Consider the following 13,933-nt stretch of genomic DNA (forward strand, 5'->3'; position numbering starts at 1 on the left):
CAAAGGAAAAGGGCCGCTGACCCGGAGGTCAGCGGCCCTTGTCAGCCAGCGGCTGGCGTCGATTACTCGGCGCTGCCCTCGGCCGGTGCGTCGATGCTGGCCAGCTGAGCGGCGGCCAGTTCTTCGGCTTCTTGCATCGCGATCGAACGGCGCTCGGCATCGTCCATCTCTTCCTTGGCGCGGCGGGCTTCGTGGAAAGCCATGCCGGTACCAGCAGGAATCAGACGGCCAACGATGACGTTTTCCTTCAGGCCACGCAGCTCGTCGCGCTTGCCCATGATGGCAGCCTCGGTCAGCACGCGGGTGGTTTCCTGGAAGGAAGCCGCGGAGATGAAGGAGTCGGTCGACAGCGAAGCCTTGGTGATGCCCAGCAGCACGTCGGCGTGCGTGGCGATCAGCTTGCCTTCGTTGCGCAGGCGGTCGTTGGTGTCCAGCAGTTCCGAGCGCTCGACCTGCTCGCCGACGATGTAGCTCGAATCACCGGAGTTGGTGATCTGCACACGACGCAGCATCTGGCGGACGATCACTTCAATGTGCTTGTCATTGATCTTCACGCCCTGCAGACGATAGACGTCCTGCACTTCGTCAACGATGTAGCGGGCCAGCTCTTCGATACCCAGCAGGCGCAGGATGTCTTGCGGGTCGGCCGGGCCGTCCACAATCAATTCGCCGCGGTTGACCACCTGGCCTTCGTGGACCAGGATGTTCTTTTCCTTGGGCACCAGCTCTTCGTGCTTCTTGCCATCGGGGTCGGTGATCTCGAGGCGCACCTTGCCCTTGGTTTCCTTGCCGAAGGAGACCGTACCGGTCTGCTCGGCCAGCACACCGGCATCCTTGGGCGAACGGGCTTCGAACAGCTCGGCCACACGCGGCAGACCGCCGGTAATGTCGCGAGTCTTCTGGCCTTCGACCGGGATACGCGCCAGCACTTCACCAGGGGCGAGGTCTTGACCGTCGCGGATCTGGATCAGCGAGCCGACCTGGAAGCCGATCGTCACCGAGTGGTCGGTGCCAGGGATCTTGACTTCGTTGCCGTTGGCGTCGAGCAGCTTGACCTGCGGACGAACCACCTTGGCGGCGCCACGACGCTTCGGATCGATCACCACCAGGGTGGACAGACCGGTCACTTCGTCGACCTGCTTGGCCACGGTGACGCCTTCTTCGACGTTCTCGAACTTCGCCTGACCGGCGAACTCGGTAATGATCGGGCGGGTCAGCGGATCCCAGTTGGCCAAGATGGTGCCAGCCTTGATGGTCTGGTCCGCCTTGATGCTCAGGATCGCGCCGTACGGCACCTTGTGACGTTCACGCTCGCGGCCGTGCTGGTCGGAGATGATGATTTCGCCGGAACGCGAAATCACCACCAGTTCGCCCTTGCCGTTGGTGACGTAACGCATCGTGGCATTGAAGCCGATGATGCCGTCCGACTTGGCGTCGACGCTGGAAGCCACGGCAGCACGCGATGCGGCACCACCGATGTGGAAGGTACGCATGGTCAGCTGGGTACCCGGCTCACCGATCGACTGCGCAGCGATCACGCCGACGGCCTCGCCCTTGTTCACCAGACCGCCACGTCCCAGATCGCGGCCGTAGCACTTGGCGCACAGGCCGAAGCGGGTGCCGCAGGTCAGCGGGGTGCGGACCTTGACTTCGTCAACGCCTGCCTGTTCCAGCACATCCAGCGTGTCTTCGTCAAGCATGTGGCCGGCGGTGAGCAGCACGCCCTGGGTCTCAGGGTGCAGCACATCGATCGCGGTGACACGGCCGAGGATACGGTCGCGCAGCGATTCGATCACTTCACCGCCTTCAACCAGCGCGCGCATGGCGATGCCGTTGTCGGTGCCGCAATCGTCTTCGGTGACGACCAGATCCTGGGTCACGTCGACCAGACGACGGGTCAGGTAGCCCGAGTTCGCCGTCTTCAACGCCGTATCCGCCAGACCCTTACGGGCGCCGTGGGTGGAGATGAAGTACTGCAGAACGTTCAGACCTTCGCGGAAGTTCGCCGTGATCGGCGTCTCGATGATCGAGCCATCCGGCTTGGCCATCAGGCCCCGCATACCGGCCAGCTGGCGGATCTGCGCGGCAGAACCCCGGGCGCCGGAGTCGGCCATCATGTAGATGGAGTTGAAGGACTCCTGATCCACTTCCTTGCCGTGGCGATCGATGGTCTTCTGCTTGGACAGCTGCGACATCATGACCTTGCCGACTTCGTCGCCGGTCTTGCCCCAGATGTCCACGACCTTGTTGTAGCGCTCACCAGCCGTCACCAGACCGGAGACGTACTGCTGCTCGATCTCCTTGACTTCCTTCTCGGCACGCTCAATCAGCTCGTACTTCTGCTTGGGCACCAGCATGTCGTCGATGGCGATCGAGATGCCGGCGCGCGTGGCCAGGCGGAAACCGGACTGCAGCAGCTTGTCTGCCAGCACCACGGTTTCCTTCAGGCCGCACTTGCGGAAGGAGGTGTTGATCAGGCGCGAGATTTCCTTCTTCTTCAGCGCCTTGTTGATGTTCGAGAACGGCAGGCCCTTGGGCAGGATCTCGGACAGCAGGGCGCGGCCGACGGTCGTGTCCACCAGCTTGGTCTCGGGGATCCACTCGCCCGTTTCCTTGTTTTTGGTGTACTCGGTCAGACGAACGGAAATCTTGGCCGTGACTTCGACCACACCGTTGTCCAGCGCGCGCTGGACTTCAGGAATGTCCGAGAAGATCAGACCTTCGCCCTTGCCGTTGATGCGATCGCGGGTGGCGTAGTACAGACCCAGCACCACGTCTTGCGAAGGCACGATCGAGGGTTCGCCGGAAGCCGGGAACAGCACGTTGTTGGAAGCCAGCATCAGCGTGCGGGCTTCCATCTGCGCTTCGATCGACAACGGCACGTGAACGGCCATCTGGTCACCGTCGAAGTCGGCGTTGAAGGCCGCGCAAACCAGCGGGTGCAGCTGGATCGCCTTGCCTTCGATCAGCACCGGCTCAAAGGCCTGGATGCCCAGACGGTGCAGCGTAGGCGCGCGGTTCAGCAGAACCGGGTGCTCCTTGATGACCTCTTCCAGGATGTCCCAGACCACCGGCGTGCCGGATTCGACTTCCTTCTTGGCCGCCTTGATCGTCGTCGCGATGCCCATGGCTTCGAGACGCGAGAAGATGAAGGGCTTGAACAGCTCCAGCGCCATCAGCTTGGGCAGACCGCATTGGTGCAGCTTCAGCGTCGGGCCCACGGTAATCACCGAACGACCGGAGTAGTCGACGCGCTTGCCCAGCAAGTTCTGACGGAAACGACCGCTCTTGCCCTTGATCATGTCGGCCAGCGACTTGAGGGCACGCTTGTTCGCACCGGTCATGGCCTTGCCACGGCGGCCGTTATCCAGCAACGAGTCGACGGCTTCCTGCAGCATGCGCTTTTCGTTGCGCACGATGATCTCGGGGGCCTTCAACTCCAGCAGACGAGCCAGACGGTTGTTGCGGTTGATGACGCGGCGATACAGATCGTTCAGATCCGAGGTCGCGAAGCGGCCACCGTCCAGCGGCACCAGCGGACGCAGGTCCGGCGGCAGCACCGGCAGCACGTCCAGCACCATCCAGTTCGGCTTGATGCCCGAGCGCTTGAAGGCTTCCATCACCTTGAGGCGCTTGGAGTTCTTCTTGACCTTCAGCTCGGAGCCGGTCATGTCGTTGCGGAGCTTGTCGATCTCGATGTCGAGATCCATGTCTTCCAGCAGCTTCTTGACACCTTCGGCGCCCATCAGCGCGATGAATTCGTCACCGAATTCTTCACGCTTGGCGTCGTAGTCGTCCTCGCTCATGATCGAGAACTTCTTCAACGGGGTCATGCCGGGATCGACAACGACGTACGCTTCAAAGTACAGCACGCGTTCGATGTCGCGCAGCGTCATGTCGAGCACCAGGCCCAGACGCGAGGGCAGCGACTTCAGGAACCAGATGTGGGCGCAAGGCGCGGCCAGGTCGATGTGACCCATGCGCTCGCGACGCACCTTGGTCTGGGTGACTTCAACGCCGCACTTCTCGCAGATGACGCCGCGGTGCTTCAGGCGCTTGTACTTGCCGCACAGGCACTCGTAGTCCTTGATCGGGCCAAAGATCTTGGCGCAGAACAGGCCATCGCGCTCGGGCTTGAACGTCCGGTAGTTGATCGTCTCGGGCTTCTTCACCTCACCGAAAGACCACGAGCGGATCTTCTCGGGCGATGCGAGCCCGATCTTGATCGCGTCGAAGTGTTCATCGGGCGTGAACTGCTTGAACAGGTCCAGCAAACCTTTCATGTGTTTCTCCTGTTCCTATGCTTAGTTGCGCTCGAGCTCGATGTCGATACCGAGCGAACGGATTTCCTTGACCAGCACGTTGAACGATTCCGGCATGCCGGCTTCGATCGAGTGCTCGCCCTTGACGATGTTCTCGTAAACCTTGGTACGGCCGTTCACATCGTCGGACTTGACGGTCAGCATTTCCTGCAGCACGTAGGACGCGCCATAGGCCTCCAGTGCCCACACTTCCATTTCACCGAAGCGCTGACCACCGAACTGCGCCTTACCACCCAGCGGCTGCTGCGTGACCAGCGAGTACGGGCCGGTCGAACGGGCGTGCATCTTGTCGTCCACCAAGTGGTGCAGCTTCAGCACGTGCATGTAGCCGATCGTCGTCGGACGCTCGAACTGCTCGCCGGTGCGGCCGTCGTACAGGAAAGCCTGCGTGCGGGTCGGGGTCAGGCCCTTCTTCGCCGCGATGTCATCCGGATAAGCCAGCTTCAGCATGCCGCGGATTTCTTCTTCCTTGGCACCATCGAACACCGGCGTCGCGAACGGCACGCCCTTGGACAGGTTTTGCGCCATTTCGACGATTTCGGTATCGCTCAGCTCGTCCAGGTTCTCGGTCTTGCCGCCGGACTGGTTGTACAGCTCGTCGAAGAACTTGCGCAGCTCGGCCACGGCCGAGTGTTGCTGCAGCAGGTCACCGATGCGCTGGCCAATGCCCTTACCGGCCCAGCCCAGATGGACTTCCAGCACCTGACCCACGTTCATCCGCGAGGGCACGCCCAGCGGGTTCAGCACGATGTCGGCAGGTGTACCGTCGGCCATATAGGGCATGTCTTCGATCGGAGTGATCTTGGACACGACACCCTTGTTGCCGTGACGGCCGGCCATCTTGTCGCCAGGCTGCAGGCGGCGCTTGACGGCCAGGTAAACCTTGACCATCTTCAGCACGCCGGCCGGCAGTTCGTCACCTTGCGTCAGCTTCTTGCGCTTCTCTTCGAAGGCCAGGTCGAAGCTGTGACGGGTCTGCTCCAGCGAGTTCTTGATCGATTCCAGCTGGTTGGCAACGTCGTCCTCGGCGGGACGGATGTCGAACCAGTGGAACTTCTCGACCTCAGCCAGATAGTCCTTGCTGATGACGGTGCCCTTGGCGATCTTCTTCGGACCGCCGTTGGCGACCTTGCCGGTCAGCAGCTTCTCGATACGGTCGAAGGCATCGGCCTCAACGATACGCAGCTGGTCGTTCAGGTCCAGGCGGAAGCGCTTCAGCTCGTCGTCGATGATCTGCTGGGCGCGCTTGTCGCGCTGGATGCCTTCACGGGTGAAGACCTGCACGTCGATGACGGTGCCTTGCGTGCCTTGGTCGACGCGCAGCGAGGTGTCCTTCACGTCGGAGGCCTTCTCGCCGAAGATCGCGCGCAGCAGCTTCTCTTCAGGCGTCAGCGTGGTTTCGCCCTTGGGCGTGACCTTGCCAACCAGCACGTCGCCGGGGCTGACTTCAGCACCGATGTAGACGATGCCCGATTCGTCCAGGCGAGCCAGTTGCTGCTCGGACAGGTTCGGGATGTCGCGGGTGATTTCTTCGCTGCCCAGCTTGGTGTCGCGAGCCATGACCACCAGTTCCTCGATGTGGATCGAGGTGTAGCGGTCTTCGGCAACGACGCGTTCGGAGATCAGGATCGAGTCTTCGAAGTTGTAGCCGTTCCAGGGCATGAAGGCGACCAGCATGTTCTGGCCCAGTGCCAACTCACCGATATCGGTCGAGGCGCCATCGGCAATGATGTCCTCGGCGGCGACACGGTCACCACGGCGCACGATCGGGCGCTGGTGGATGTTGGTGTTCTGGTTGGAACGCTGATACTTGATCAGGTTGTAGATGTCGACACCGACTTCACCGGCCACCGTCTCGTTGTCGTTGACGCGAATGACGATACGGTTCGTGTCCACGTAGTCGACCACGCCGCCGCGGCGCGCGGCCACAACAGTACCCGAGTCCTTGGCAGCAACGCGCTCGACACCGGTACCAACCAGCGCCTTTTCGGGGCGCAGCGTCGGCACAGCCTGACGCTGCATGTTGGCGCCCATCAGCGCACGGTTCGCATCGTCGTGCTCCAGGAAGGGCACCAGCGAGGCTGCCACCGACACGATCTGCGTCGGCGCCACGTCCATGTACTGGATGCGCTCCGGCGAGGTCAGCACCGATTCGCCGTTTTCACGGGCGGAGACCAGTTCGTCAACCAGTTCGCCGGCCGGGTTCAGCGTCGCGTTCGCCTGAGCGATCACGTACTTGCCTTCTTCGATGGCCGACAGATAGTCGATCTGCGTCGTCACCTTGCCGTCGACCACGCGACGATAAGGCGTCTCCAGGAAGCCGTACTCGTTCAGCTGGGCGTACAGCGCCAGCGAGTTGATCAGACCGATGTTCGGGCCTTCCGGCGTTTCGATCGGGCAGACGCGGCCGTAATGGGTGGGATGCACGTCACGGACTTCGAAGCCGGCGCGCTCGCGGGTCAGACCGCCCGGGCCTAGAGCGGAAACACGACGCTTGTGCGTGATTTCCGACAGCGGGTTGGTCTGGTCCATGAACTGCGACAGCTGCGAGGCACCGAAGAACTCCTTCAGCGCCGCAGAGATCGGCTTGGAGTTGATCAGGTCGTGCGGCATCAGGGCTTCGGTCTCGGCCTGGCCCAGACGTTCCTTGACGGCCTTCTCGATACGCGCCAGACCCGAGCGGTACTGGTTCTCGGCCAGTTCGCCGACGCAACGGACGCGACGATTGCCCAGGTGGTCGATGTCATCGACCTCGCCGCGGCCATTGCGTAGCTCGACCAGGATCTTGACGACGTCCAGGATGTCCTCGTTGGACAGCGTCATCGCGCCTTCCGGCGTGTCGCGGCCAACGCGGGCGTTGAACTTCATCCGGCCCACACGCGACAGATCGTAGGTGTCTTCGCTGTAGAACAGGCGGTTGAACAGGGCCTCGACAGCGTCTTCCGTCGGCGGTTCGCCAGGACGCATCATGCGGTAGATGGCGACGCGGGCAGCCAGCTGCTCGGTCGTTTCATCGGCCGCCAGGGTCTGGCTGATGTAGGCGCCTTCATCCAGCTCGTTGGTGTACAGGCACTGGATGTCCTTGACGCCGGCGCCGCGCAGCTTCTTCAGCAGTGCGTCGGTCAGTTCGTCATTGGCCTTGGCGATGATTTCACCGGTGTCGCCGTCGACCATATTCTTGGCCAGCACGCGGCCGACCAGGAAGTCTTCGGGCACGGTCACGTGCTGCGTGCCGGTCTGCTCCAGCTGGCGCACATGGCGGGCGGTGATGCGCTTGTCCTTCTCGACGATGACGGCACCGCTCTTGTCGGTGATGTCAAAGCGAGCGACTTCACCCTTCAGGCGGTCGGCCACGAATTCCATCTGGGCACCGGAGTCCATCAGACGGAAGTTGTCGAACACGAAGAAGTGCGCCAGGATCTGCTCGGGGTTCAGGCCGATGGCCTTGAGCAGGATGGTGACCGGCATCTTGCGACGGCGGTCAACGCGGAAGTACAGGATGTCCTTCGGGTCGAACTCGAAGTCCAGCCAGGAACCGCGGTAAGGGATGATGCGGGCCGAGAACAGCAGCTTGCCGGACGAGTGGGTCTTGCCCTTGTCGTGCTCGAAGAACACGCCGGGCGAACGGTGCAGCTGGCTGACGATGACACGCTCGGTGCCATTGACGATGAAGGAACCGTAGTCGGTCATCAGGGGCACTTCGCCCATGTAGACCTCTTGTTCCTTGATTTCCTTGACCGTCTTGGCCTGCGGGCTCTCACGGTCATAGATGATCATCTGCAGGCGCGCGCGCACGGCGGCTGCATAGGTCAAGCCGCGTTGCTGGCACTCGCGAGTGTCGAACGGGGGCTTGGCGATATTGAATTCGAGGAACTTCATTTCCACGAAACCGTTGTGCGAAACAATCGGGAACGCGGACAGGAAGGCTGCCTGCAAGCCTTCGGGCTTGCGCTTGGCGGGGGGGACGTCTTTTTGCAGGAAGGCGACGTAAGAGTCCTTCTGCATGGTCAGCAAATAGGGAACGTTGAGAACGCTCTCGCGCTTGCCGAAGCTCTTGCGAATACGCTTGCGCTCGGTATAGCTGTAGGGGGTTGCTTGCGCCATAAACACTCCGTGTCGAGCCCTCACCTGGCCGTGGTGCGGGCTGCGTCGGCGACTGGCTACTCGGGCATTGCGCCCGAGGCTTGGTGGTTGGCCACTACCAACCGCTGGCGGACAACCCCGGCCGCATGCTCATGCGGGACCAGAGTCCGACCAAACCTGCTCTCTGCAGTCGGATCAGAGAACACTTGAAAGAACCGTGCATCATACCGCGCACGAAGCTTTCAGCTGTTCTCAATCAAGATAAACCCTGAACGACGAAAAAGGGGATGCCCGAGAGCAACCCCTTTTCGAATCCAGGATGAACCCGAATTCGTGCGGCGAGCGGCGTGACGAGCCGGTCGAGGTCGGGTTTGAGACGCGGAGCCGTACTGACGTACGGCGAGCATCGAGAACCCGAGATCGGCCGGCGCAGTCGCCGAACGCCGTACGAATTACTTGAGTTCGACCTTGGCGCCGGCTTCTTCCAGCTTCTTCTTGGCAGCTTCGGCGTCGGCCTTGGCAATGCCTTCCTTGACAGCCTTGGGAGCGCCGTCGACCAGATCCTTGGCTTCCTTCAGGCCCAGACCGGTGATTTCGCGCACGGCCTTGATGACGGAGACCTTGTTGGCGCCAGCGTCGGTCAGCACGACGTTGAACTCGGTCTTTTCTTCAGCGGCAGCAGCGCCACCAGCAGCAGCGCCGCCAGCAGCCGGAGCAGCCATCGAAGCGGCGGACACGCCGAACTTCTCTTCAATTGCCTTGACCAGATCGTTCAGTTCCAGAACGGTCATGCTGTCCAGAGCGGCCAGGAATGCGTCTTTATCGAATGCCATGATAGTTTCCTAATAACAGATAGATTGCAGAGGTACGGTGCGCTTAGGCAGCAGCGGGGGCTTCGGCTTCTGCCGCGCCACCACGTTGCTGAGCCAGCGCTGCCAGCACGGCCGCGGTGCGTTGCACCGGCGACTTGAGCAGGCCAGCCACTTGCGACAGCAGGACTTCCTTGCTCGGGATGGCTGCCAGGGCCTTGACGCCGTTGGCGTCCAGGGCCTTGCCGCTATAAGCGCCACCCTTGACGACCAGCTTGTCGTTGGTCTTGGCGAAGTCAGCGATGACCTTCGCAGCAGCGACCGCGTCCTCGGAAAAACCGTAGATCAGCGGGCCGACCATGCTCTCCGAAGCAGCTTCGAACGGCGTGCCAGCGACAGCGCGGCGAGCCAGGGTGTTCTTCAGCACGTGAAGATACACACCTTGGGCACGCGCATTGACGCGCAGCTTGTTCAAGGCTTCAACGGTGAGGCCACGGTACTCGGCCAGCGCCAGCGTCTGCGACTTGGCGGCTTGCGCTGCCACTTCGGAGACGACGGTTGCCTTCTCGTTGCGATTGAGACTCAAGGTCTACTCCTCACAAAAACGTGTCTTCGGCATGAGCCTCCGACACACCAGGATTCAGCGACCTTCTGTCAGGAAACACGCTCCAGCACGCTGGAGCACTTGCTTTGTCGCGACTTGCGTCGCTTCAATTCCTTACAGCGGGACCGCCATCTGCGCTGGCCGGCCGCACTGGGCGGCTGATTAAGCAGGATCCCCGGTACTGCAGGATCCCGCGCCAGCGGTCTTGGATGGCGCGCCGCTCAATGAATGAGCAACGCCCCACCAATCTTGTCGCACGGCGCCAGACTCGCGCCGCACAGATTCTTTGCCTCACCCCGCTATCGGGGTGAGCCGCTCATCAGCTGGCCGAAGCCGCGTTGATGGTGGCGATTTCCACACGAGCGCCAACGCCCATGGTGGAGGACACGGCGACCTTGCGCAGGTAGACACCCTTGCTCGACGCCGGCTTGGCCTTGTTCAGGGCCTCGATCAGCGCGCGCAGATTGCCTTCCAGCTTGTCGGTGTCGAACGAGCGACGGCCGATGGTGCCGTGGATGATGCCGGCCTTGTCAACGCGGAACTGGACTTGGCCAGCCTTGGCGTTCTTGACAGCGGTAGCGACGTCCGGGGTCACGGTGCCCACCTTGGGGTTAGGCATCAGGCCACGGGGGCCCAGGATCTGACCCAGGGTACCGACCACACGCATGGTATCGGGCGAGGCGATGACCACGTCGAAAGGCATGTCGCCAGCCTTGACGCGCTCGGCCAGATCTTCCATGCCGACCACGTCAGCGCCAGCGGCGCGGGCTTCGTCAGCCTTGGCGCCTTGGGCGAACACGGCCACGCGCTTGGTCTTGCCTGTGCCGTTAGGCAGCACGACAGCGCCACGAACCACTTGGTCCGACTTCTTGGCATCAATGCCCAGCTGCACGGCCACGTCGATCGATTCGTCGAACTTGGCGGTAGCCAGTTCCTTGACCAGGTTCAGTGCGTCGCCCAGCGGATACAGCTTGGTGGACTCGACCTTGCCTTGCAGAGCTTTTTGCTTCTTCGTCAGCTTAGCCATTTCACACACCCTCCACGATGAGACCCATAGAACGGGCCGAACCAGCGATCGTACGGACGGCGGCGTCCAGATCGGCAGCGGTCAGGTCCTTCTGCTTGGTCTTGGCAATTTCTTCCAGCTGGGCGCGGGTCAGCTTGCCGACCTTGTCCAGATGGGGGCGTTGCGAGCCCTTTTCGATCTTGGCAGCCTTCTTCAGCAGCACGGTCGCCGGGGGCGACTTGATGATGAAGGTGAAGCTCTTGTCTGCAAAGGCGGTGATCACCACCGGCAGCTTCATGCCCGGCTCAAAGCCAGCGCCCGAAGTCTGGGCGTTGAACGCCTTGCAGAATTCCATGATGTTCAGACCACGCTGACCCAGCGCGGGACCGACCGGAGGCGAAGGATTTGCCTTGCCAGCCGGAATTTGCAGCTTGATGAAGCCGACAATCTTCTTGGCCATGATTTCTCCTGACAGCGCCGCAGCGGCCTCGCCGCAACGCCTGAGTGCTAACGCCAGGGACTCGAAGCTTGCGCCTCATACCCTGGCTCCTCGTGACCGCATCTCGTCGCGGACTGAAACGGGCAGCTTTGGGGCAACTGCCAGGCCCTGAAACCTGATGCCTTCGATCCTGCAGATCTCCGGCGAACGATCTAAAGATTGAAGTCTTTAGACCTTCTCAACCTGGGCAAAGTCCAGTTCGACCGGCGTGGCGCGGCCGAAGATGGTGACCGAGACGCGGACCTTGGACTTGTCGTAGTTGACTTCCTCGATCGCGCCATTGAAGTCCGTGAACGGACCTTCCTTGACACGAACGATCTCGCCCACCGTCCACTCGACCTTGGGCCGCGGCTTCTCGATGCCTTCTTGCATCTGGTTGACGATCTTCATCACCTCGGCTTCGGAGATCGGAGCCGGGCGGTTCTTGGCGCCACCGACGAAGCCGGTCACCTTGGAGGTGTGCTTCACCAGGTGCCAGGTGTCGTCTTCCATGACCATTTCGACCAGCACATAGCCGGGGAAGAAACGGCGCTCGGTCACGGCCTTCTTGCCGTTCTTCAGCTCAACAACTTCTTCGGTCGGCACCAGGATGCGGCCGAACTTGTCCTGCATGCCGGCGCGATCAATACGCTCGCGCAGATTGCGCTCGACGGCCTTTTCCATGCCCGAATAGGCATGAACCACATACCAGCGCTTGGGCAGACCCACAGGCGCTGCGGGCTCGGTCACGACGACGTTCAGTTCTTCGCTCATCTCGTTCCTCTTAGCGCTTCCAGCCCAGGATCAGGTCGTACAAGGCCCATTCCAGCAACTTGTCGGTTGCGAACAGGAACAGCGCCATCAGCACGACGAAGCCAAAGACATACAAAGTCATCTGGCCGGCTTCCTTGCGCGTCGGCCAGACCACCTTGCGCACTTCGCGCAGCGAGTCCTGGCCATAGGCGCTTAGCGACTTGCCCGACTCCGAGGTGAAGAAGGCGGCGACAGCCCCTGCCAACAGCACCAGCAGGGCCGCCCACTGGGCGATCGCGCCCTGCTTGGCCAAGGCATAGAAGGCCACCAGCGCACCGACCAGCAACAGCACCGCCGCGGCCAGCTTGACCTTGTCAGCGCCCGTCGTGACGGTTTCGACTTGAGGATTGGACATTGAACTTTCCACTTTCAGACCGCAAACCGCGATCTGACGCTTGCGCTAGAGATTGACCCAACAGCAGCAAAGCCCGCCGAGACCGAATCTCGCGGGCTTGCCTTGACCACTTGTGACCAGCGACGATTATCGGCTGTCGCTGGCAGGGGCAGAGGGTCTCGAACCCCCAACCTTCGGTTTTGGAGACCGACGCTCTGCCAATTGAGCTATGCCCCTGTGGTCTTTCAAATTTTACTCGAGGATGGTCGCAACCACGCCCGAACCGACGGTACGGCCACCTTCGCGGATAGCGAAGCGCAGACCGGTTTCCATGGCGATCGGAGCGATCAGCTTCACGGTGATGCCGACGTTGTCGCCAGGCATGACCATTTCCTTGTCCTTCGGCAGCTCAACGGCACCGGTCACGTCCGTGGTACGGAAGTAGAACTGGGGACGGTAGTTGTTGAAGAACGGGGTGTGACGGCCGCCTTCTTCCTTGCTCAGCACATAGATCTCAGCAGTGAAGTGGGTGTGCGGCTTGATCGTGCCGGGCTTGGCCAGCACTTGGCCGCGCTCGACGTCTTCACGCTTGGTGCCGCGCAGCAGGATACCGACGTTGTCGCCAGCTTGACCTTGGTCCAGCAGCTTGCGGAACATTTCCACGCCAGTGACGGTGGTCTTCTGCACGTCGCGGATACCGACGATTTCGATTTCTTCGCCGACCTTGATGATGCCGCGCTCAACGCGACCGGTCACCACAGTGCCACGGCCCGAGATCGAGAACACGTCTTCCACCGGCAGCAGGAATGCGCCGTCAACGGCACGGTCCGGCTGAGGGATGTAGGTGTCCAGGGCTTCGGCCAGGCGCATGATGGCTTGCTCGCCCAGATCGCCGGTGTCGCCTTCCAGAGCCAGCTTGGCCGAACCCTTGATGATCGGGGTGTCGTCGCCGGGGAAGTCGTACTTGGACAGCAGCTCGCGCACTTCCATTTCGACCAGTTCCAGCAGCTCGGCGTCATCCACCATGTCGCACTTGTTCAGGAACACGATGATGTACTTCACGCCCACTTGGCGAGCCAGCAGGATGTGCTCGCGGGTCTGGGGCATCGGGCCGTCAGCGGCCGAGCACACCAGAATAGCGCCGTCCATCTGAGCAGCGCCGGTGATCATGTTCTTCACATAGTCAGCGTGGCCCGGGCAGTCAACGTGAGCGTAGTGGCGGTTAGCCGTTTCGTACTCAACGTGTGCGGTGTTGATCGTGATACCACGAGCCTTTTCTTCAGGCGCCGCATCGATCTGGTCGTAGGCCTTGGCCTCGCCGCCGAACTTCTTCGACAGCACGGTAGCGATTGCAGCCGTCAGCGTGGTCTTGCCATGGTCAACGTGACCAATCGTGCCCACGTTCACGTGCGGCTTGGTACGTTCGAATTTACCTTTTGCCATCTTGCGCTCCTGGCGATCAGATCTGAAAGAGAAGGAAGGAT

General features: G+C 61.6%; 9 protein-coding genes and 1 tRNA gene. All 10 read right to left on the reverse strand.

Annotated features, from left to right (window positions below):
- Nucleotides 1-62: 62 nt before the first annotated feature.
- The 10 genes from rpoC to tuf all read right to left on the reverse strand — a co-directional run bounded on the left by rpoC (nt 63) and on the right by tuf (nt 13,892).
- Nucleotides 63-4,283 carry a DNA-directed RNA polymerase subunit beta' gene (gene rpoC / locus RQP53_RS11550; RefSeq protein ID WP_315650459.1) on the reverse strand — a complete coding sequence of 1,407 codons (4,221 nt, stop codon included), beginning with the start codon at nt 4,281-4,283 and terminating at the stop codon, nt 63-65.
- 21 nt (nt 4,284-4,304) lie between these two features.
- The gene (gene rpoB, locus RQP53_RS11555) at nt 4,305-8,426 is read right to left on the reverse strand and encodes a DNA-directed RNA polymerase subunit beta (protein ID WP_315650460.1); all 4,122 of its coding nucleotides are present in this window, start codon (nt 8,424-8,426) and stop codon (nt 4,305-4,307) included.
- A gap of 431 nt (nt 8,427-8,857) precedes the next feature.
- Nucleotides 8,858-9,238: a 50S ribosomal protein L7/L12 gene (gene rplL, locus RQP53_RS11560; RefSeq protein WP_315650461.1), complete on the reverse strand. Its 381-nt coding sequence runs from the start codon at nt 9,236-9,238 to the stop codon at nt 8,858-8,860.
- Nucleotides 9,239-9,281: 43 nt separating this feature from the next.
- Nucleotides 9,282-9,800, reverse strand: a complete 519-nt coding sequence (gene rplJ / locus RQP53_RS11565; RefSeq protein WP_315650462.1) for a 50S ribosomal protein L10 — start codon at nt 9,798-9,800, stop codon at nt 9,282-9,284.
- A gap of 337 nt (nt 9,801-10,137) precedes the next feature.
- Nucleotides 10,138-10,845, reverse strand: coding sequence for a 50S ribosomal protein L1 (gene rplA, locus RQP53_RS11570; protein ID WP_315650463.1), 708 nt, complete (start codon nt 10,843-10,845; stop codon nt 10,138-10,140).
- A 1-nt stretch (nt 10,846) separates the two neighbouring features.
- Complete coding sequence (gene rplK / locus RQP53_RS11575; RefSeq protein ID WP_315650464.1) at nt 10,847-11,284, reverse strand: 50S ribosomal protein L11; 438 nt, start codon at nt 11,282-11,284, stop codon at nt 10,847-10,849.
- A 207-nt stretch (nt 11,285-11,491) separates the two neighbouring features.
- Nucleotides 11,492-12,076 carry a transcription termination/antitermination protein NusG gene (gene nusG, locus RQP53_RS11580; protein ID WP_315650465.1) on the reverse strand — a complete coding sequence of 195 codons (585 nt, stop codon included), beginning with the start codon at nt 12,074-12,076 and terminating at the stop codon, nt 11,492-11,494.
- A gap of 10 nt (nt 12,077-12,086) precedes the next feature.
- Complete coding sequence (secE, locus tag RQP53_RS11585) at nt 12,087-12,470, reverse strand: preprotein translocase subunit SecE (RefSeq protein WP_315650466.1); 384 nt, start codon at nt 12,468-12,470, stop codon at nt 12,087-12,089.
- A 140-nt stretch (nt 12,471-12,610) separates the two neighbouring features.
- Nucleotides 12,611-12,686, reverse strand: a tRNA-Trp gene (locus RQP53_RS11590).
- Between the two features lie 15 nt (nt 12,687-12,701).
- The gene (gene tuf / locus RQP53_RS11595; protein WP_315650454.1) at nt 12,702-13,892 is read right to left on the reverse strand and encodes an elongation factor Tu; all 1,191 of its coding nucleotides are present in this window, start codon (nt 13,890-13,892) and stop codon (nt 12,702-12,704) included.
- Nucleotides 13,893-13,933 lie beyond the last annotated feature (41 nt).

It is taken from the genome of Roseateles aquae (assembly GCF_032337115.1).
Lineage (GTDB): Bacteria > Pseudomonadota > Gammaproteobacteria > Burkholderiales > Burkholderiaceae_C > Roseateles_C > Roseateles_C aquae.